17 protein-coding genes and 2 tRNA genes are annotated in these 20,119 nt (G+C 74.9%); 11 read left to right on the top strand and 8 right to left on the bottom strand.

The annotated features are described in order from the left end of the window. Nucleotides 1–34: 34 nt before the first annotated feature. Nucleotides 35–940, bottom strand: a complete 906-nt coding sequence (locus ACFVVA_RS22090) for a spermidine synthase (protein ID WP_387691841.1) — start codon at nt 938–940, stop codon at nt 35–37. Between the two features lie 105 nt (nt 941–1,045). Then, complete coding sequence (locus ACFVVA_RS22085; protein ID WP_387691839.1) at nt 1,046–1,561, bottom strand: hypothetical protein; 516 nt, start codon at nt 1,559–1,561, stop codon at nt 1,046–1,048. A gap of 262 nt (nt 1,562–1,823) precedes the next feature. On the opposite strand from ACFVVA_RS22085, the gene ACFVVA_RS22080 reads away from it, so the two are divergent. Next, the gene (locus ACFVVA_RS22080) at nt 1,824–3,446 is read left to right on the top strand and encodes a tetratricopeptide repeat protein (protein WP_387691837.1); all 1,623 of its coding nucleotides are present in this window, start codon (nt 1,824–1,826) and stop codon (nt 3,444–3,446) included. 46 nt (nt 3,447–3,492) lie between these two features. Here ACFVVA_RS22080 and ACFVVA_RS22075 read toward each other — a convergent pair whose 3' ends face one another. Then, on the bottom strand, nt 3,493–4,149 hold the full coding sequence (locus ACFVVA_RS22075) for a histidine phosphatase family protein (protein WP_387691835.1): 657 nt from the start codon (nt 4,147–4,149) through the stop codon (nt 3,493–3,495). Between the two features lie 252 nt (nt 4,150–4,401). On the opposite strand from ACFVVA_RS22075, the gene ACFVVA_RS22070 reads away from it, so the two are divergent. From ACFVVA_RS22070 to ACFVVA_RS22060, 3 genes are all read left to right on the top strand, one after another. Next, nucleotides 4,402–5,646, top strand: coding sequence for a hypothetical protein (locus ACFVVA_RS22070; RefSeq protein WP_387691833.1), 1,245 nt, complete (start codon nt 4,402–4,404; stop codon nt 5,644–5,646). A gap of 70 nt (nt 5,647–5,716) precedes the next feature. Beyond that, nucleotides 5,717–7,324, top strand: a complete 1,608-nt coding sequence (locus ACFVVA_RS22065) for a hypothetical protein (RefSeq protein ID WP_387691831.1) — start codon at nt 5,717–5,719, stop codon at nt 7,322–7,324. 8 nt (nt 7,325–7,332) lie between these two features. Next, nucleotides 7,333–8,685 (top strand): AAA family ATPase, encoded by a 1,353-nt coding sequence (locus ACFVVA_RS22060; RefSeq protein WP_387691890.1) that lies wholly within the window; start codon nt 7,333–7,335, stop codon nt 8,683–8,685. 9 nt (nt 8,686–8,694) lie between these two features. Here the strand turns inward: ACFVVA_RS22060 and ACFVVA_RS22055 are convergent, their stop codons facing one another. Further along, complete coding sequence (locus tag ACFVVA_RS22055) at nt 8,695–9,030, bottom strand: hypothetical protein (RefSeq protein ID WP_387691829.1); 336 nt, start codon at nt 9,028–9,030, stop codon at nt 8,695–8,697. A 235-nt stretch (nt 9,031–9,265) separates the two neighbouring features. Here ACFVVA_RS22055 and ACFVVA_RS22050 point away from each other — a divergent pair, with 235 nt between their 5' ends. From ACFVVA_RS22050 to ACFVVA_RS22040, 3 genes are all read left to right on the top strand, one after another. After that, nucleotides 9,266–9,619, top strand: a complete 354-nt coding sequence (locus tag ACFVVA_RS22050; RefSeq protein WP_380664254.1) for a hypothetical protein — start codon at nt 9,266–9,268, stop codon at nt 9,617–9,619. A gap of 206 nt (nt 9,620–9,825) precedes the next feature. Then, nucleotides 9,826–10,362 carry a bifunctional DNA primase/polymerase gene (locus ACFVVA_RS22045; protein WP_359909009.1) on the top strand — a complete coding sequence of 179 codons (537 nt, stop codon included), beginning with the start codon at nt 9,826–9,828 and terminating at the stop codon, nt 10,360–10,362. Between the two features lie 68 nt (nt 10,363–10,430). Beyond that, nucleotides 10,431–10,504, top strand: a tRNA-Lys gene (locus ACFVVA_RS22040). Between the two features lie 131 nt (nt 10,505–10,635). Here ACFVVA_RS22040 and pgi read toward each other — a convergent pair. Beyond that, nucleotides 10,636–12,297: a glucose-6-phosphate isomerase gene (gene pgi / locus ACFVVA_RS22035; RefSeq protein ID WP_387691826.1), complete on the bottom strand. Its 1,662-nt coding sequence runs from the start codon at nt 12,295–12,297 to the stop codon at nt 10,636–10,638. Nucleotides 12,298–12,493: 196 nt separating this feature from the next. Continuing rightward, the gene (locus ACFVVA_RS22030) at nt 12,494–14,077 is read right to left on the bottom strand and encodes a Na+/H+ antiporter (RefSeq protein ID WP_387691825.1); all 1,584 of its coding nucleotides are present in this window, start codon (nt 14,075–14,077) and stop codon (nt 12,494–12,496) included. A 159-nt stretch (nt 14,078–14,236) separates the two neighbouring features. Between ACFVVA_RS22030 and ACFVVA_RS22025 the strand changes: the two genes are divergently transcribed. The 4 genes from ACFVVA_RS22025 to ACFVVA_RS22010 all read left to right on the top strand — a co-directional run bounded on the left by ACFVVA_RS22025 (nt 14,237) and on the right by ACFVVA_RS22010 (nt 17,083). Further along, on the top strand, nt 14,237–15,145 hold the full coding sequence (locus ACFVVA_RS22025) for an NADP-dependent oxidoreductase (protein WP_387691823.1): 909 nt from the start codon (nt 14,237–14,239) through the stop codon (nt 15,143–15,145). 73 nt (nt 15,146–15,218) lie between these two features. Beyond that, nucleotides 15,219–15,292: transfer RNA gene (locus ACFVVA_RS22020), tRNA-Lys, on the top strand. A 190-nt stretch (nt 15,293–15,482) separates the two neighbouring features. Then, on the top strand, nt 15,483–16,454 hold the full coding sequence (locus ACFVVA_RS22015; protein ID WP_387691821.1) for a GlxA family transcriptional regulator: 972 nt from the start codon (nt 15,483–15,485) through the stop codon (nt 16,452–16,454). Beyond that, nucleotides 16,454–17,083: a DJ-1/PfpI family protein gene (locus ACFVVA_RS22010; protein ID WP_387691819.1), complete on the top strand. Its 630-nt coding sequence runs from the start codon at nt 16,454–16,456 to the stop codon at nt 17,081–17,083. The genes ACFVVA_RS22015 and ACFVVA_RS22010 overlap by 1 nt, the downstream gene beginning before the upstream one ends. Here ACFVVA_RS22010 and ACFVVA_RS22005 read toward each other — a convergent pair. Then, the gene (locus ACFVVA_RS22005) at nt 17,080–18,288 is read right to left on the bottom strand and encodes an MFS transporter (protein WP_387691817.1); all 1,209 of its coding nucleotides are present in this window, start codon (nt 18,286–18,288) and stop codon (nt 17,080–17,082) included. The two genes, ACFVVA_RS22010 and ACFVVA_RS22005, sit on opposite strands and share 4 nt — an antisense overlap. 109 nt (nt 18,289–18,397) lie before the next feature. Beyond that, nucleotides 18,398–20,110 (bottom strand): chitinase, encoded by a 1,713-nt coding sequence (locus ACFVVA_RS22000; RefSeq protein ID WP_387691815.1) that lies wholly within the window; start codon nt 20,108–20,110, stop codon nt 18,398–18,400. Between the last annotated feature and the right edge of the window lie 9 nt (nt 20,111–20,119).

Below are 20,119 nucleotides of genomic sequence, written 5' to 3'. Positions count from 1 at the left end.
GGGGTTCACCGCTGGCGGCGCCGGACCGCGGCCGTCAGCGGAACACCCCCGGCGGCGGTTCCGGGGACGGGGCCGCCGTGGCGTCCGTCGCCGGAACGGCTCCGGCCGCGAAGTCGGTGAGGGCGCGGCCGTGTTCGACCCGGGCGTGGGCGGAGTCCGAGGCGGCGCGGCGGGTGAGGTCGGCGACCGGGAGGGGGGTGTGGGCGGCGGCCAGGACGAGGTTGCCGAAGCGCTTGCCGCGCAGCACGGCGGGGTCGGCGATCAGGCACAGCTCGGGGAAGACCGCGCCGAGGGTGGCGACCTGGGAGCGGGCGAAGGGCAGGGCGCCGCCGTCGGCGATGTTGGCGGCGTACCAGCCGCCGGGGGCGAGGGCCCGGGCGGCGAGGGTGGTGAACTCGACGGTGGTGCAGTGGGCGGGGGTGCGGGCCCCGGAGAAGACGTCGGTGATCACCAGGTCGACGCTGTCCTCGGGAGTGCGCTCCAGCACGCTGCGGGCGTCCGCGCCGCGCACCTTGATCTGCCAGCCGCGGTCCAGGGGGAGTTCGGCGCGGACGAGTTCGGTGAGCGCGGTGTCGATCTCGGCGACCTGCTGGCGGGAGCGCGGCCGGGTCGCGGCGGTGTAGCGGGCCAGGGTGAGGGCGCCGCCGCCGAGGTGCAGGACGGTGAGCGGGCGGCCGGGCGGGGCGACCAGGTCGATCAGGTGGCCGAGCCGGCGCTGGTACTCGAAGCCGAGGTGGGTGGGGTCGGCGAGGTCGACCAGGGACTGCGGGGCGCCGTCGATCAGCAGCGACCAGGCGGCGGGGCGGTCGCGGTCGGGGCGCAGTTCGGCGAGGCCGGAGCCGACGGGGCGGCTGAGCGGGCCCTGGGCGTGGGTGCGTCCGTCCGGTCCGGTGGTGGCCGCCGGTTCCGGGCTGCGCGCGGCTCTGCTGCTTCGTCCCATACCGGCCATTATCGCCGTCGGGGTGGAACACCCACAGGTCAGGGGCGTGCCCCGGGGACCCGGCCGGAGATTCGGGGGCCCGGCGGGATCCGCGCGGCACGCCCGCTAGAACGGGCCGAGGCCGCCTGCGGTGAGCGTGCAGGCGGCCTCGCAGAGGGCGGAGCGGAGCACCCAGGCGTCGGTGGGGCGTGCGGTGCGGCCGGCGCCGGAGGGCGGGATAACCCAGCGCGGGTCGGTGGTGGCGGGCACGAGCGCGCCCGCGGTACAGGAGCTGCCGGGCAGGTGCCAGGTCTCCCAGGTGCCGGCCGGGACGAGGAAGGAGACGGTGCTGCCGTTGCGGCTCTGCAGGACGGCTCCGCAGGCGCGGCGCAGTCTCAGGATGTCGACGGCTTCCAGGCCGTGCCGCAGGGCGACGGTCACGGTGTCGCAGGCGGTGACGGAGGTCCCCTCGTCGGCGGTCGTACGCTCGCGCCGGCGGCCGCCGCAGGGGGTGCGGCCGCCCTCGACCGGTCCCCGGCCGGGGTGCCGGTCGTCGGCGGGTTCGGGGAGCAGGGCGGGAGCCGCGGCGGCGAGCACTCCCCCGCGGACGGGTCGGTACTGCGGCAGTCCGGTGGCCATCATGGGCTCTCCTGTACCTCGTCGGTCCGGAAGCACAGCCGTTGGGCGGGGCCGCCGGGCTGGGACGGGCCGGGGCGACGGCATGGGCTTTTTCCGCGTACCAGCACAACGCGGGGCCCGCGCCGCAGGCCACGGGGCGCATTACAGCAAGGCATGGCATTTCATGGCGGATACCCAGCAACATCGCCCCTTTCGCCCCGTATTGACAAGGAATGTCCCGCCAACCGAATGTGGCCGCTCGGTGACTCCGAGTACCCTCGGCGCCATGGCAGCCACCCCACCGGCCGAGCCGAACCGACCGTCCCCCAACCCCGTGATGCGCGCGCTGCGCGGCGACCGTTCACCCGGCGAGTTCGCCACGGCCGTCCGCAGGGCCGCCCGCGAGATCGGCGAGCACGTGTCCTGCGACGCCCGCTACGTCGGACGGGTCGAATCCGGTGAGATCCGCTGCCCCAACTACGCCTACGAGCGGGTGTTCCGGCACATGTGGCCGGACCGCACGCTCACCGACCTCGGCTTCGCCCCCCGGACCTCCGTCCGCCGCCGCCCGGTGGCCGGATCCGGCAGGTGGAGCGAACCGCCTCCGCTCCACCCGACGTTCCCGCCCCCGCCCGCCCCGCGCTCACCAATCTCCACTCAACTCCCTTACGCTGCCTCGCCGTACGCGGATCCAGCCGCTCCGGACGGGCCCCCGTGGCCGAGTCCCGGGACGGCGCCCCGGGGGCTCGATGGATCGCCCAATCTCGACGAGGAGAACGACGACGTGCGTCGCCGTACGTTCCTGGCCGGCGGCACCACCGCGCTGGCCGCCGTGATCGGCATCGACCGACCCGCACCGGCCGTCGGCCGGCAGGCCGGTGCCGACGGCGCCTCCGGTGCGCTCACCGGCCGAGGCGCCTTCCCCGGTGCGGAGTTCACCGCACCGTCGCTGCTCGGCGGCGAACCGCTGGTGCCCGGCCGCCCCGGGCCGGTGGCGCCGTCTCGCCGGATCGGCGCCGCCGAGGTGTTCGGCGTCGAACAGGCCGTCCGGGAGATCCGGCTGGCCGACGACGCGCACGGCGCCGACGCCCTGTACGAGCTCGCCGGGCGGTCGCTGCGCAACGCCTACGTGTTGCTCAACGAGTGCGAGTACAGCGCCGAGACGGAGCGCCGGCTCCAGGCCGGGGCAGGTGAACTCGCCATCTCCGTCGGCTGGTTGGCCCATGACTCGAACCGTCTCGCGGACGCCCGCTCGTTCTACTCCGAGGCGCTCGCCACCGCCCGGATGGCCGGGGACTCCGGCCTGGAGGCGCACGTCTTCTGCAACAGCGCCTTCCTCGCCCGGGACGCCGGCCGCCCGCGCGAGGCGCTGCGCGCCGCCCAGGCCGGGCAGGTCGCCGCCCGGGAGCTGGACTCCGAGCGGCTGCTCGCCCTGCTGACCATGCGCGAGGCCGGTGCGTGGGCCCTGCTCCAGGACCGCGCCTCCTGCGAGCGCGCCCTCGGCCGGGCGTACGCCCTGTTCGACCGGGGCCCCGGTGAGCGGGACCCGGAGTGGATGTCCTTCTTCGGCGAGGCCGAGATCGCCGGGCTCCAGTCGCAGTGCTGGTCGGCGCTCGGCGACTGGGACCGCGCCAGCGAGCAGGCCGTGCTGGCGATAACGCTCCAGGAGCCGCACTTCCTCCGCAACCGGGTGCTGTACACCGCCGAGCTGGCCCACGACCGGCTCGGCCGCGGGGACCTGGCGGGCGCGGCGCACCACGGCTCGGCCGCCGTCGCGCTGTTCGACGCCGTCGGTTCGGCCCGGATCCGGAGCATGCTCGCGGACACCGCGGGACGGCTGCGCCGGCACGTCGCGGTGCCCGAGGTGCGCCGGTTCCTGACCGATTACGACCGGGCGGCGGCCGCGTAGAACCCGTACAGGACCTGGGCAGGACCCGGGCAGGCCTCGCCCGGGCTCAGTGCCCGGCGGTCAGGCCGTCCAGGTGGGACAGGTCGTTCCAGATCTCCACCGCCGGCGCGCCGTACTCCCAGGACAGCACGCAGAGCGCGGCCGTACCGAGCTTGAACCGCTGGGCGTACTCGGGCGGCAGCCCCAGCCAGCGGGCGGCCAGGATGCGCAGCAGGTGGCCGTGCGCGAACAGGACCACGTCCCGGTCGGCGCAGTGCATCACGGTGGTGTCCGGCTCCGGGACGCCGTGCTCCTCGTTGAGGCCGGCCAGGAACGCGTCCACCCGGGCGGCCACGTCGGAGAGCTTCTCGCCGCCGGGCACCCCGTCGCGCCAGATCAGCCAGCCGGGGTGGTCGGTGGCCCGGATGTCCGCGCCGGTGCGGCCCTCGTACGCGCCGTAGTCCCACTCCATCAGCTCCGGGCGCTCCACGGCCCGGTCGCCGAAACCGGCCAGCTCGCAGGTCTCCTTCGCCCGGCCGAGCGGGCTGGTGCGGACGAGCGCGTCCGGCAGCCCGTTCCAGGGGGCCTTGGCGAGACGGGCGCCGAGGGCCCGGGCCATCGCGCGGCCCTCCTCGGTCAGCGGAATGTCGGTGCGGCCGGTGTGGCGGCCGGTGGCGGACCACTCGGTCTCGCCGTGGCGGACCAGCACGATGCGGGCGGGCATGGGGGCTCCTAGCGACAGCAGGGCGGTGGCAACGGTCGGTCTCACCATTGAGCACCGGGCTCCATGATCCCCCACCCGGGCGGCGGCCACGATCGCGGGGCCCGTGGCGGCGGGCGCGGCCGCACGCCGGCCGGCACGGTCCGCCGGGGGTCCGACCACGGCCGCCCCGGGTGCCGACCGGTGTACCGCCCGGTCGTCCAACGGCCGGTCCGCACCGCGTTGTCGGACCCGGATGCGACACTGGGCCGCACCATGAACGTCTCGACGAACGTCCTGCCGGGCGGGCCCGCTGAGCCGCTCGCCCAGCGGCTCGCGGAGCTGCGCGGACCGGCCCCGCAACGCAGTCTGAACGCCCGCTCCCTCGCCGCGCTCGCCGCCAATCCGGGCTGCCACCGCCGCGCCGTGCTCGACGCGGCCGGGGTGGACAAGTCCGCGCTGGCGGCCCGGCTCGGCCGCCCCGCCCCCTTCGGCCAGTCCCCCTTCGCCATCGCCCGCGGCGTGATCTTCGAGTCCCGGCTGAAGGCGGACGGCTACGCCCCGCTGCTGGAGCCGCTGCGCCACCACCTGGGTCTCCCGGCGGACGACCGGGCCCCGCTCCGGGTGCCGGACCTGCTGCACCGCTCCGGCCCGGCCGTACGCGCCGACCGGACGGCCGAGGCACTGGCCGCGGCCGCCGCCGACCCGGAGGCCTGGACGCTGCTCGACCACCCGATGCTGCGCCTGGCGGTGGCCGGCAGCACCGCCTACCTGGAGCCGGACGCCCTGGTGGTGCACGGCGGGCGGTGCACCGTGGTCGAGATCAAGTCCTTCCCGGTGCTGGACGGCAGCGCGGACCCGGCCAAGGTCGGCGCCGCCGCCCGGCAGGCCGCCGTGTACGTGCTGGCGCTCCAGCAGGCCGCCGCCGCGGCGGCCGGGCAGCCGCTCGCCGAGGACCCGTACACCGAGCAGCGGCTCGCGGGCAGCCCGCGCACCAGCGTGCTGCTGGTCTGCCCGAAGGACTTCGGCAACCGGCCGACCGCGGTGGCCGTGGACGTCCGCCGCGAACTGGCCACCACCCGGCGCCAGCTGAGCCGGCTGACCGGCATCGGCCGGCTGCTGGAGGCGCTGCCGCCGGACGCCGGCTTCGACCTGGCCGCCGACGAGGACGGCGCGCCGGCCCGGACCACCGAGCAGCTGGCCGCCTCGGTCGAGGCGGTGCCCGCCGCGTACAGCCCGGACTGCCTCTCCACCTGCGAACTCGGCTTCCACTGCCGTGCCCGGGCCCGCTGCGGCGACCGGGTCGAGCAGCTCGGCCGGGGCGTGCGCGGCGAGCTGGGCAGCATCCGGACGGTGTCCGGGGCGCTGGCCGCCGCCGGCACCAAGAGCGAGGACCTGGACGGCGCGGACGACGCCGCCGAGCGCTTGGCCTACGCGGCCGCACTGCGCGCCGAGGCCCTGGGAGCGGCGGCCGCGGCAGCCACGGCCGCCGGAGCCGGCGCCCCGGGGGCCGTCGCATGAGCGGGCGCGACGCGGGAGCGGCCCCGGCCGAGGGCCGCGGGAGCACCGCCGGGCGAAGCGGGGCGGGCGCATGAGTCTGCTCACCACCCTCGCCCGGCTGGAGGCCGTCCGCAGCGGCCGGGCCGAGCCGCTGGCCACCGTCCGGCACCGGCACCTGTCCGACCGCCCGATGGTGCTGGTCCCGCTGACCGCCGCCGGCGAGTCCGGCGCGCCGCTCGCGGTGCTGCTCGGCACCGACCGGGACGCGCCGCGGCTGCACCTGGTGCCGCAGCCGCTCAACCGCACCCTGCGGTTCGACTTCCTGGCCGAGCTGGCCGCCGACCTGCTGCCCTACCTGGAGTCCTTCGCCGAGGACGTCGAGCAGATCGAGGGCTCCGAGAAGGACCCGGAGAGCGGCGAGAAGACCCAGGTGTTCCGCGAGCTGTGCGCGGACGCCCCGCAGCTGATCGTGCCGAACGGCGCGGGCGTGCACCACCTCGCCCTGATCGGCCGCTCGACCCGTTTCCGCCGTACCGCCGAGGACGCGGAACCGGGCCCGTACCCGGCGCCGGTCCGGGTGCCGCTGCTCGGCCGCTGGCTGACCCACCTCACCGACCGGGCCCAGGTGCCCGGGTCCTCGCTGCTGCTGCCGATGACCGGCCTGCTGGCCCGGCACTGGGCGACCGGCCAGAGCCACCTGGAGGACCAGCACCTGGCGGCCCGGCTCGCCTGGCACCACCCGCCGGCCGGTCTGACCGGCGCGCAGGCGGCCGAGCTGGCCGAGTCCGCCCGGGACGACCGGGGGCAGCTGCTGCACCCGCCGGCCGGGCCGACGACCGACCCCCGCTTCGACGAGTTCGTGCTCGCCCCAGCGATCACCCGCTACGACGCCGCGGTGGGCGCCCTGCAACACAGCACCGAGCAGCGCGACGAGGCCGCCGCCGTACGCGCCCGGGCGGCCGTGCGGGCCGCGGTGACGGCGCTGGAGGAGGCGCTGTCGACCGTCCTGCTGCCCACCTGGCGGGACGTCTGGCAGGGCCTGGACCTGCTGCGGACCCTGCCGCCGGCCGGTCACCTGGAGGAGCGCTGGACCGGCGACCGCTGGTCCTACACCGGCCACCGGGACCGGCTGGCGGCCGGCGAGCCGCCGCAGCCCCGGCAGGACGACGCCGTCACCGCGGCCCGCAAGCTCGCCCAGCGCGAGCGCGAACAGGCCCGGCTCGACGTCCAGGAGGCGCTGGACGACCCGCTGGCGATGGCCGAGCACCGGCTGGCCGGCGAGGCGTTCAGCGGCGTGGTCACGGAGGTGGTGCCGGACTGGGACACCACCGGCCGCTCCCCCAAGCCGCGCCCGCTGGTCACCCTGCGCACCGCCGACCGTCCGCACGCGGACCTCGGCCGGGAGGTGCACCGCGTGCACGGCCCGTCCGCGCAGAAGGCGGAGATCGTCGCGGTGGACACCGCCGGGGGCACCCTCACCCTGCGGGTGCTCTCCGGCATGGGCCGCCGGAAGGAGCCGGAGCCGGGCAGCCTGCCCGAGCCCGGCGAGTCGGTCACCTTCACCCTGTTCGAGCTGACGGTGCGCCAGTCCGCGCCGCTGCCCGAGCCGGACGACACCCCCTGGACCCACGGCGGCCCGCCCGGCGCCGCGCCCGTACCCGCCCCGTCCGCCCCGTCCGTCTCCGAGGAGTGGGAGTGAGCCGTCCGATGACCCCCGAGCAGGCCCCGGGCGAGGCCGCCGACGCCGCGGTGGCCCGGATCCTGGCGGCCACCGTCCGGCCGCCGGCCGGCGCCCCGCGCGGCGTGGTGGTGGACTCCCCGCCCGGCGCCGGGAAGTCGACGCTCGTGGTGCGGGCCGCGCGCGAGCTGGTCGAGGCCGGCGAGCGGCTGATGATCGTCGCCCAGACCAACGGCCAGGTGGACGACCTGGTCGGCCGGCTGGCCGGGAAGGCGCCGGAGCTGACGATCGGGCGGCTGCACGCCGCGGACTCCCGGCCCGGCCCGGAGGTGCTGAAGCACGCCAACGTGACGCCCTCCGACAAGGTCGCCGACCTGGTCGAGCACGACGTGGTGATCTCCACCTCGGCCAAGTGGCAGTGGGTGCGGGCCGAGGCCCCGTGGCGGCACGCGATCGTCGACGAGGCGTACCAGATGCGCTCGGACGCCCTGCTCGCGGTGGCCCGGCTGTTCGAGCGGGCGCTGTTCGTCGGCGACCCGGGCCAGCTGGACCCGTTCACCGTGGTCGGCACCGAGCAGTGGGCCGGGCTGTCGTACGACCCGTCCGGCAGCGCGGTGGTCACCATGCTGGCGCACAACCCGGAGATCGAGCCGCACCGGCTGCCGGTCTCCTGGCGGCTGCCCGCCAGCGCCGCGCCGCTGATCTCGCGGGCCTTCTACCCGTACACGCCGTTCCGTTCCGGCACCGGCCCGGACGACCGCCGGCTGACGGCCTCCGTGCGCCCGGACGGCTCGGCCCTGGACGCGGTGATCGACCGGGCCGCCGAGCACGGCTGGGCCCTGCTGGAGCTGCCCGCCCGACACACCGTACGGACCGACCCGCAGGCCGTGGCGGCCGTCGCGGCCACCGTCCGCCGGCTGCTGGAGCGGGGGCTGACCGCCCACTCCGAGCAGGGCGAGACCCCGCTCACCGCGGACCGGGTCGCCGTCGGCACCGCCCACCGGGACCAGGCGGCGGCCGTGCGCGCGGCGCTGCTCAAGGCGGGCGTGCCGGTGGACGGCGCGGCCGGTCCGGCCGTCACGGTGGACACCGCCAACCGCCTCCAGGGCCGCGAGTACGACGTCACCGTGGTGCTGCACCCGCTCTCCGGGCGCCCCGACGCGACCGCCTTCCACCTGGAGACCGGCCGGCTCTGCGTGCTCGCCTCCCGGCACCGGCACGCCTGCATCGTGGTGGCCCGGGCCGGGATCGCCGAGCTGCTGGACGAGCACCCCGCGACCGAGCCGGTGCAGCTGGGCGTGCCGGTGACCTTTCCGGACGGCTGGGAGGCCAACCACCAGGTGCTGCACCACCTGAACGGCCACCGGGTCCACCTGAGGTAGCCGCCGGTGTCAGTCCTCGGTCTCGCAGACCGCGAACGCCACCACCGGGCCCCGCTCCGTCTGTGCGCTCCACCCGCGCCCGTCGGCGGTGGGGCCGGTGGCGCGCACCGGGCCGTCCGCGTCCGGCTGGAGCCGGTAGCCGCCGCCGGTCAGGTGGGTGCCGGACGGGCAGGTCGCCGTCGAGACGCCGTCCGCGCCGCTCGGCTCCCCGGTGACCACCAGCGCCGTCTCGGCGGCCGCGGCGGGTGGGGCGGCGACGGCGGCAACGGTGACGACGGCGAGCAGCGCGCCCGGCAGGGGCAGGACGGACAGGGCGACGGCCGTGAGGCCTCTTCTCACACGCATGGGGGTTCCCTCCAGTTCGGTCGGACGACCGGGTACACCGGGACAACCGGTTCGCATGCGATCCGGAAGCGCGGCGCGGGAGGCGCACGCCCGGCGCGGGCCGGGGAATAGCGCTCGCGTGCGCACCGTTCCGCTACCGGCCACCGCCGCGAGACAATGGACGGCGGCCACGACCGGGCGGCGCGGCCCGGAGCAGATTCCTTCCACCCCACCCGAGACCCGGAGGTGTCCGTCCATGCCCGACTCCCCAGAGTCGTCCGAGCCCACCAGGCGCCTGCGTCCGGTGCAGCTGCTGTTCGAGCCGCAGTCCGCCGAACCCGAGCCGGAACGATTCTTCGACCTGGAGTCGATCGAGGACCCGGCGGAGCTGCTGCGCCGCTCCACGGAACTGGCCCTGGCCTTCCGGGCCGCCGCCGAGCGGGCAACGGACTTCCAGGCGGTCGCCGCCGCGCAGCTCGCCGACCCGCGCCGGTTCGACGCGCTGTCCGACGCCGAGGTCGCCCAGCGGGCGGACTGGACCCCGGACTACGCCGCCAAGATGATCGAGTACGGCCGCACCCTGCTCCAGCCGCGCCGGCACGAGGACTGAGCCCCGCGCCCGTCCGCCGGACACGGGCCGCTGGCATATGCGCGGCGGGGAAGGGTACGCCGTCCCCCGCCGCGCTGTCCGGCGAACCGTGCTTTCCGTCCCGGCGCGGGCGGGCGCCGCGCAGGCTGCTCCCCGTGGAGATCTGGACACAGCAGTCGGTGACGCAGCAGTCGGTGACGTACCCGTCAGCGACATACCCGTCGGTGATGCACCCGTCGGTGGAGTACGTCGGCGCGGCCGGGGAGGCCTGGCTCGCTTCCGCCAGCGAGTACCCGCGCAGCATGCGCGCCCTGTGGGAGAGCCGCCCCTGGGCGCCGTCGGTGCTGCCCTGCGGGCGCGCCTTCGACGTGATCAGCATGCCGGCGCTGTTCGGCCGCCGGGTGCTGGACGAGCTGTGGGCCTCCGGACCGGGCTGCGGGCCGGTGGCCGTCCACCGGGGGCGGATGCTGCTGTTCGTCCAGCCGGGCGCGGCGCCCCGGCTGCGCCGGCTGCTGGCCTGGGAGGAGTGGGCCCGGGACGTGCCGCCGCTGCTGTGCCACGGCAGGGGCGACGCCGTGACCGTGCCGCCGCTGCAGCGGATGGTGAACAGCCCGGACTCCCCCGGGCAGGGCGCCGGCCGGTGGATCGTCGCACCCGAACAGCGCAGTCCCCGGCTGCCCGGCGCCGCGGTGGTGCTCTGGGCCTGCGTGCGGGCGGCGCGCGAGCCGGTTCCCGCCGGGGCGCCCGTCGTGACCGGAGGGTGAACGCGGGGCGGCCGGTATTCGATTTTGGCTCGGCCGCACGGCGCTGCTAGAGTCTTCTCTGTCAGCAGGCGCCGCTAGCTCAGTTGGTTAGAGCAGCTGACTCTTAATCAGCGGGTCCGGGGTTCGAGTCCCTGGCGGCGCACAGACAGCCGGAAGGCCCTTCGCGAGAGCGAAGGGCCTTCCGGCGTTTCCGGCCCGAAAATCCAAAGACCCGAAGACCCGAAGGCCCCGGGCGACCGGGCCGCCCGCCGGAGCGGACGGCCCGACCCGGGCTCAGCGGCCGCGCAGCGCGCGGTAGCGGGCGACCAGCTCGGCGGTGGAGCTGTCCAGCTGCTCGGCGCCCTCGCCGGTGAGCAGCACCGGCTCGATCCGCTTGGCGAGCACCTTGCCCAGCTCGACGCCCCACTGGTCGAAGGAGTCGATGTTCCAGATCGCGCCCTGGACGAACACCTTGTGCTCGTAGAGCGCGACCAGCTGGCCGAGCACCGAGGGGGTCAGCTCGCCGGCCAGGATGGTGGTGGTCGGGTGGTTGCCCTTGAAGGTCTTGTGCGGGACGAGCTCGGCGGGCACGCCCTCGGCCGCGACCTCCTCCGGGGTCTTGCCGAAGGCCAGCGCCTGGGTCTGGGCGAAGAAGTTGGCCAGCAGCAGGTCGTGCTGGGCGACCAGGCCGGGGGGCAGGTCGGCGACCGGCTCGGCGAAGCCGATGAAGTCGGCCGGGATGACCTTGGTGCCCTGGTGCAGCAGCTGGTAGTAGGCGTGCTGGCCGTTGGTGCCGGGGGTGCCCCAGACCACCGGGCCGGTCTGCCAGTCCACCGGGGTGCCGTCGCGGGTCACCGACTTGCCGTTGGACTCCATGTCCAGCTGCTGGAGGTAGGCGGTGAACTTGGACAGGTAGTGCGAGTAGGGCAGCACCGCGTGCGCCTGGGCGTCGAAGAACGCGCCGTACCAGACGCCGAGCAGGCCGAGCAGCAGCGGGACGTTCTGCTCGGGCGGGGCGGTGCGGAAGTGCTCGTCGACCAGGTGGAAGCCGTCCAGCATCTCGCGGAAGGCGTCCGGGCCGATGGCGATCATCAGCGACAGGCCGATCGCCGAGTCGAAGGAGTAGCGGCCGCCCACCCAGTCCCAGAACTCGAACATGTTGGCGGTGTCGATGCCGAAGTCCTGCACGCCCCGGGCGTTGGTGGACAGCGCGACGAAGTGCTTGGCCACCGCGTCGGTGTCGGCGCGCAGTCCGGTGAGCAGCCAGTTGCGGGCGGAGACCGCGTTGGTGATGGTCTCGATGGTGGTGAAGGTCTTCGAGGCCACGATGAACAGCGTCTCGGCCGGGTCGAGGTCGCGGACCGCCTCGTGCAGGTCGGCGCCGTCGACGTTGGAGACGAAGCGGACGTCGAGGTCGCGCTTGGCGTAGGAGCGGAGCACCTCGTAGGCCATCGCCGGGCCGAGGTCGGAGCCGCCGATGCCGATGTTGACGACGGCGCGGATCGGCTTGCCGGTGTGGCCCTTCCACTCGCCGCTGCGGACCCGGTCGGCGAAGGCGGCCATCTTGTCGAGGACGGCGTGCACCTCGGGCACCACGTTCTCGCCGTCGACCTCGATCACGGCGCCGCGCGGGGCGCGCAGCGCGGTGTGCAGGACGGCGCGGCGCTCGGTGTTGTTGATCTTCTCGCCGCGGAACATGGCGTCCCGCAGCTCGGCGACGCCGGTGGCGGCGGCCAGCTCGCGCAGCAGCTCCAGCGTCTCGTCGGTGACCAGGTGCTTGGCGTAGTCCACGTGCAGGTCGCCGACCCGGAGGGTGTGGCGGCGGCCGCGCTCGGGGTCGGCGGCGAACAGCTCACGCAGGTGGGTGTCGCCCAGCTCGGCCCGGTGCTTGGCCAGGGCGGCCCACTGCGGGGTCCGGTCCAGCGGGGTGCGGGCGTCGGCGCGGGTCTCCGACATCGGTGGGTCCTCGATTCATCTGGGTGCAGAAACCGGCAGGGCCAGGCGTGAGGGTTCGCCGAGGTCGTGCGGGTACTGGTGGTGCGCCGACTCCGTTGACGGCCTGCCCGGGTTCAGCCTATGCAACCCCGGAGCCGGTCGTGCGCATTCCGCCCCGCGGGCGCGGACGGTGCGCCCGCGGGGAGCGGACGCCCCGTCATTTCCGTTCGGAGCGCAGGTCGAGTCCGCGCAGCACCTGGTCGACCAGCTCCGGATCGGCGCCGAGCTCACTGCGGGCGGCGAGCATCTCGCGGCGGGAGGCGGCGATCATCTCCTGCTCGACGTCCCGGGCGGCGCGCCACTGGGCCATCCGCAGCTTGGCCTCGGCGGCCTCCTCCTCGGCGTAGTTCTCCGGGCAGAGCCGGGCCAGCCGGTCGTGCTGACGGTCCCGCAGGCGGTCGGCGACCTCGGCGGGCAGCCGGTCCTGCTCCTCCAGCTCGCCGAGCCGGCTGAGCCCGGCCTTGGCGGCCCGCCACCAGAGCTGGCGCACGGCCTGCTCGTGCTTGTCCTGGTCGATGTCCAGCTCGAACCGCTTGGCCAGCCAGGGCAGGGTGAGGCCCTGCACCAGCAGGGTGAAGAGCACCACGCTGAAGGCGATGAAGACCAGCCGGCCGCGCTCGGGGAAGTTCTCGCCGGAGTGCAGGGTGAGCGGGATGGCGAGCGCCAGGGCGACGGTGGCCACCCCGCGCATGCCGGACCACCAGAGGATCACGCTCTCCTTCCAGCTGAACGGCGTGTCCTCGTCGTCGCCGGAGCGCAGCTTCTTCGACAGCCAGCCGGCCGGCAGCAGCCAGAGCAGCCGGACCAGGACGACCACCGCGATGACCACGGCGGCGTCGCCGAGGAATCCGGTCCAGCCGCGGCCGGCCTCCTTGAGCACGGTGGCCAGCTCCAGGCCGATCAGGCCGAAGGCGACGCCGGTGATCAGGATCTCGACCACCTCCCAGAAGGCGTTGCCGACCAGCCGGTAGGAGACGGCGTCCGCGTCGGAGGCCCGCTCGGCGAGGTAGAGCGCGCAGACCACGACGGCGAGCACGCCGGAGCCGTGGATCTCCTCGGCCAGGGTGTAGGCGGCGAAGGGCACCAGCAGGTTGAGCGCGACCTGCTGGGTCGGGTCGTCCAGGCGCTCGGCGAGCCTGGTGTTGACCCAGCCGAGCGCGACGCCGACCACCACGGCCAGCACCGCGGACAGCACGAAGCGCAGCACCGCGCCGCCGGCCGAGAAGTCGCCGCTGACCATGGCCTCGATGGACAGCGAGTAGATGACGATCGCGGTGACGTCGTTGAACAGCCCCTCGCTCTCCAGGATCGCCACCAGGCGGCGGGGCAGCCCGACGCTCCCGGCCACCGCGACGGCGGCGACCGGGTCGGGCGGGGAGACCAGCGCGCCGACCGCGATGGCGGCGGCCAGCGGCAGGGTGGGCAGCAGCCAGTGCACGGTGCCGGCCACGGCGACCGTGGTGACCGCCACCAGGGCGACCGCCAGCAGCAGGATCGAGCGGGCGTTGGCCTTGAAGTAGCGCACCGAGGAGCGCCGGGCCACCGCGAAGATCAGCGGCGGCAGGACCAGCGGAAGGATCAGCTCGGGCTCGATGGTGACGTCCGGGATCTGCGGGACCAGCGCCATGACGATGCCGAGCAGGGTCATCAGCACCGGTTGCGGCACGCCGATCCTCCGACCGAGCGGCATGGTCACCACGGAGGCGAGCAGCACCAGGAAGAACAGGGGCAGCTGGCCCACGGGGAGGTTCCTCTCGACGACGGACGGCTGAGCGCCGTCCAGGATAAATCTGACAATGCGCCCATCGGTGTCGACACGCTGAACAATGACTTGACCTCAAGCGCACTTCAGGTCGGATGATCGTCGACACCGGAGGGATCGAGAAGGGGCGGGAACAGCATGAAAGCGGTCACCGTGACGGGGAACGGCGGTCCGGAGGTCCTGCGGGTCGCCGAGGTGCCCGACCCGCGGCCCGGGCCGGGCGAGGTGCGGGTACGGGTGTACGCCGCCGGCGTGCAGCCGGTGGACCTCGCGATCCGCGAGGGGTTCCGCCCGCCGGGACTGGCGGTCGAGCCGCCGTTCGTCCTCGGCAACGAGTTCGCCGGGGTGGTGGACGCCCTCGGCCCGGACGCCGGGCACTGGCGGGTCGGGGACGAGGTGCTGGGCTTCCGGGTGCTGGGCGGCCAGGCCGACCTGGTCACGGTGGACGCCGACCGGCTGGTGGCCAAGCCCACCGGGATGCCGTGGGAGCAGGCCGGCTCCCTCTCCGCCTCCGGCCAGACCGCGCACGTGGCGCTCACCGGGCTCGGCGTCGGCCCCGGCGACACCCTGCTGGTGCACGGCGCCGCGGGCGGGGTCGGCACGGTCGCCGTCCAGCTGGCCCGGGCCTGGGGCGCCACGGTGATCGGCACCGCGAGCGAGCGCAACCACGGCTACCTGCGGGAGCTGGGCGCGGTGCCGGTCAGCTACGGCGAGGGGCTGGTCGAGCGGGTCCGGGCGGTGGCACCGCAGGGGGTGACCGCGGCCTTCGACGCCGCCGGGCGGGGCGCCCTGGAGGCCTCCGTCGAACTGGTCGCCGACCGGACCCGGATCGGCACCGTGGTCGACTACCCCGGCGCCGAGCGGCTGGGCGTCCGGGGGCTGCGGGGCGAGCGGACGGCCGGGAGGCTGGCCGAGCTGGTCGAGCTCTGGGAGGCCGGCGGGCTGCGGCTGGAGATCGCGGAGTCGTTCCCGATCGAGCGGGTCGCCCAGGCCCACAAGCTGGTCGGCGCCGGGCACGTCCGGGGCAAGGTGGTGCTGACCATGTGAGCGCGCCCGGCTCCCCGCTCCGGCCGATTGTGAGTTTCGGCTGCTGACCAGGTAATGTTCTCCACGTCAGCAGGCGCCGCTAGCTCAGTTGGTTAGAGCAGCTGACTCTTAATCAGCGGGTCCGGGGTTCGAGTCCCTGGCGGCGCACAGACAGCCGGAAGGCCCTTCGCGAGAGCGAGGGGCCTTCCGGCGTTTCCGCGTCCGCCCTTCCGTACGCCCGCCTCCCGCGTGCCCCTCCGTTCCCACACCGCCACATGCGCCCCCGCAGGCTCCGGATGGCAGGAAAGGTGGGAAGCAGGTCATTGCTGCCACCGCCGCCCGTTGGGAGGCTGGTCGCATGAGAGCGCGCAGCGTGGTCATCGTCCTCTTCGAGGGCGTGCAGAGCCTCGATGTGACCGGCCCCCTGGAGGTGTTCGCGGGGGCGGGCCGGGCGTCCGGGCAGCCCCCGGCCTACCGGGTGACCACCGCCTCCCCCGGCGGCGGTCCGGTGCGCAGCCACAGCGGACTGCGGCTGCTGCCGGACGCGGACCTGGCCGAGGTCGGGGCGGTGCACACCCTGCTGGTTCCCGGCGGGATGGACACCGAACTCCCGGACCCGGCCCTGGTGGCACGGATCCGGGAGCTGGCCGGACGGGCCGAGCGGGTGGTGTCGGTGTGCACCGGCGCCTTCCTGCTCGCCGAGGCCGGGCTGCTGGCCGGACGCCGGGCGACCACCCACTGGGCCTACGGCGGGGAACTGGCCCGGCGGTTCCCGGACATCGAGGTGGACCCGGACCCGATCCACGTCCGGGACGGAAGGATCGCCACCTCGGCCGGGGTCACCGCCGGGATCGACCTGGCGCTGGCCCTGGTGGAGGAGGACCTCGGGCGCGAAACGGCCCTGCTGGTCGCCCGCCACCTGGTGGTCTTCCTGCGCCGGCCGGGCAACCAGGCCCAGTTCAGCACCCAGCTGGCCGCCCAGGTGGCGGCCCGGCGGCCGCTGCGCGAGGTGCAGCGGTGGATCGCCGAGCACCCGGAGGCCGACCTCTCGGTCGAGGCGCTGGCCGGCCGGTCGGCGCTGTCGCCGCGGCACTTCGCCCGGGCCTTCGCCGCCGAGGTGGGGGTGACCCCCGGCCGGTACGTGGACGGGGTCCGGCTGGAGGCCGCCCGGCGGCTGCTGGAGGACACCGACGACGGCATCGAGGAGATCGCGCACTCCTGCGGCTACGGCACCCCGGAGGCGATGCGGCGCGCCTTCGTCCGGGCCCTGGCCGCCCCGCCCGCCGAGTACCGACGCCGCTTCCGACCCGAACCCACCGGAGGTCACTGATGCGCATCGCCATCCTGCTCTACCCCGAGTTCACCACCCTGGACGCGGTCGGCCCGTACGAGGTGCTGTCCCGGATCCCCGGCGCCGAGGTGGTGTTCACCGCCGCCGAACGGGGGCCGGTGCGCAACGACGTCGGCAGCCTGGCGCTCGTCGCGGACGCCGCCCTGGACGAGGTGGACTCGGCCGACCTGCTGCTGGTGCCCGGCGGGCCCGGGACGGAGGCCCAGCTGACGGACCGGGCCGTGCTCGACTGGGTGCGCCGGGTGGACGCGACCACCACCTGGACCACCTCGGTCTGCTCCGGTTCGCTGATCCTGGGCGCCGCCGGGCTGCTCAAGGGCCGCCGGGCCACCAGCCACTGGGGCGTCCTGGACCGGCTGCCCCACTACGGGGCGGAGCCGACCGGGACGGAGCGGGTCGTCATCGACGGCAAGTACGCCATCGCCGCCGGGGTCTCGGCCGGGATCGACCTCGCCCTGACGCTGGCCGGCGTGATCAGCGGGGACACGACCGCGCAGGCGATCCAGCTGCTGATCGAGTACGACCCGCAGCCGCCGTACGCGTCGGGCTCCATGGCGAAGGCGTCCCCCGAGGTGGTCGAGGCGGTCAACCGGCTGATGGTGCGCTAGAGCCTGTCTTCAAACCCCCGCCTGCGGGGCGGGAAGGCGTGGCGGCGGGCGGCGGTGGCCACGGCGAGGACGGGGAGCATCAGCGCGAGCACCGTCCAGGGCAGGGCGCCGGTGCCCAGGCCGCTCAGGACCAGGCCGCCGACCACGCCGCCGCCCGCCATCGCGGCGTTCCACAGGGTCACCAGGACGGCCTGGGCGGCGTCCGCCCGCTCCCCGCCCGCGTCGCCGAGCGCGGTCTGGAGCAGGGTCGGGACGCCGCCCCAGCCCAGGCCCCAGAACAGCGCCGCGACGTACACCGGCGGCGCGCTGCCGGACCGCACCGCGAGGACGGCCGCCGTCAGCGCGACCAGCAGCGCGGCGCCGATCGTCAGCTGCCGCAGCCGGCGGTGGATGTGCGCGCCGATCAGCCAGACGCTCGCCAGCGAGGCCAGCCCGAAGACCAGCAGCACGGTGCCGGTGGAGCCGCCGAGGCCGGACCGGTCCAGGAAGGGCGCGATGTAGGTGAACAGGATGGTGTGCGCGAGCACGAAGAGCACCGTCACGGTGAGCACCGGCCGCACGCCGGGCACGGCGAGCGCCTCGCGGACCGGTGCCCGCTCGCCGGCCGGCTGCCCGGGCTGATCCGGCAGCAGCGCCGCGATCCAGCCGATCACGCCGACGGCCAGTGCCGTCATGGCCAGGAAGGGCACCCACCAGGCGAGCACCTGCCCGAGGAAGGTGCCGACCGGCACTCCCAGCGACAGCGCGACCGGCACGCCCGCCATCGCCACCGCCATGGCCCGGCCCTGCTGCTCGACCGGCACCAGCCGGCGCGCGTACCCCGCGAGCAGGGCCCAGGCCAGGCCGGCCGCGACGCCCGCGAGGAAGCGGGCGGCCAGCGTGAGCGGGTAGCTGGTGGAGACCGCGGTGACGGTGTTGGCGACCGCGAACCCCGCCATCGCGGAGAGCAGCAGCCGCTTGCGGCCCCAGCCGGCGGTGGCCGCGCTGAGCGGGATCGCGGTGGCGGCGGAGCCGATCGCGTAGACGGTGACGGTCTGCCCGGCCGCGGACTCGCCGACCCCGAGCGCCTCGCTCATCCCGGGCAGCACGCCGGCGGGCAGGTTCTCGGTGAGACCGGTGACGAAGACGGCGGTGGCCAGGGCGAGCAGGGCGGACAGGGGAAAGGGCTTGCGGGGTACCGGGGTTGTGAGCTGTGTGGTCGCCATGGGGCCATGCTCGGACCTCACACCGGTGTCAGGTTCAAGCATGGCCCCGGAGGCGTCGGCCCGCGGGGCGTCCGGCCCGCGGAACGTCTGAATTACCGGGGCGTCCGGGTCAGCGCCCGAAGTAGCCGTTGAAGTTCTTGGAGAACTCCTGGCCGCCGAACCGGTCCCAGTTGATCGACCAGGTCATCAGCCCGCGCAGGTTCGGCTGCGCGCCCGAACGCGGCACGTACGTCCCGCAGTTGGCCAGCTTGGTCAGGCAGTCGAGCGCCTTGTTCACCTCGGCCGGGGCGACGTAGCCGTTGCCCGCGTTGGTGGTGGCCGGCATGCCGATGGCGACCTTGGAGGCGGGCAGCGCCGGGAACACGTTGTTGGTGTTGCCCGCCACCGGGAAGCCCTTGAGCAGCATGTCGGTCATCGCGACGTGGAAGTCGGCGCCGCCCATCGAGTGGTACTGGTTGTCCAGGCCCATGATGGAGCCGGAGTTGTAGTCCTGGACGTGCAGCAGGGTGAGGTCGTCGCGCAGCGCGTGGATGACCGGCAGGTACGCCCCGGCCCGCGGGTCCTGGCCGCCCCAGGGGCCCGATCCGTAGTACTGGTAGCCGAGTTGGACGAAGAAGGTCTCCGGCGCCATGGTCAGCACGAAGCCCGGGCCGTACTTGGCCTTGAGGGTCTTCACCGCGGAGATCAGGTTGACGATGACCGGGCTGGTCGGGTTCTTGAAGTCGGTGTCACCGGTGTTGAGGGAGAGCGAGTGCCCCTCGAAGTCGATGTCCAGGCCGTCCAGGCCCCACTTGTCGATGATCGCCGAGACGGAGCTGACGAAGGTGTCCCGGGCGGCGGTGCTGGTCAGCTGGACCTGGCCGTTCTGGCCGCCGATCGAGATCAGCACCTTCTTGCCCTGGGCCCGTTTGGCGGCGATGGCGGCCTTGAACTCGTCGTCCGACTCGACGCCCGGGCACTCGGTGGCCGGGCAGCGGTTGAAGCGGATGTCGCCGGAGGTGACGGAGGTGGGCTCGCCGAAGGAGAGGTTGATGAAGTCCCAGGAGTTCGGGACGTCGGCCATCCGGGTGTAGCCGGCGCCGTTGGCGAAGCTCGCGTGCAGGTAGCCGACCAGGGTGTGGCTGCCGGCGGGCGGGCTGGTGGGCGTGCCCGTGGGGGTCCCGGTCGGGGTTCCGGTGGGCGTTCCGGTCGGGGTGCCCGTCGGCGTCCCGGTCGGGGTCGCGGTCGGCGAGGCGGTCGCTGTCGGCGAGGCGGTCGCGGTGGGTGTCGGCGTGGGCGTCGGGCTGGGCGCGCCCGGGCCGTCCAGCGAGATGTCGTCCGCGTAGTAGGTGCCCTGGCCGTACCAGCCGTGGGTGTAGACGGTGGCGCTGGTCTGGCTCGCGCCGGTGGTGAAGCTGAGGCTGAGCTTCTGGTACGCGCCGCCGGTGCCGGGCGTCCAGGTGCTCGGGCCGCCGCCGTCCACGCCCAGGTAGACGTACGAGCCGTTGACGAAGGCGCTGAGCGTGTAGGTGGTGTTCGGGGCGACGGTGACGGTCTGGCCGCACTGGGCGGTGTCGCCGGCCGTGGCGGCCGCGGCGAGCGCGCGGCTGCCGCTGTGCACCGGGCCGGTGACGACGCTGCCGGAGTTGCCGGTGCAGCTCCAGGGGCCGAGCGAGCCGGACTCGAAGCCGCCGTTGGCCAGGAACTCGCCGGCCGAGGCGGCGGGGGCCAGGCCCAGTGTGGCGCCGACCAGGGCGGCTGCGGCGACGGCGGAGGCGGTACCGGCGGCGACGGCCGCGCGGCGGCTCGTGACCGGGGTTCCGGGGACGGGTGTTCTGCGCATGCGGGCGCT

It is taken from the genome of Kitasatospora sp. NPDC058048 (assembly GCF_042885555.1).
GTDB classification, from domain to species: Bacteria; Actinomycetota; Actinomycetes; order Streptomycetales; family Streptomycetaceae; genus Kitasatospora; species Kitasatospora lactacystinica.
Note: the sequence above shows the minus strand (reverse complement) of the source record. Positions and strands in the feature narration are given on the sequence as shown.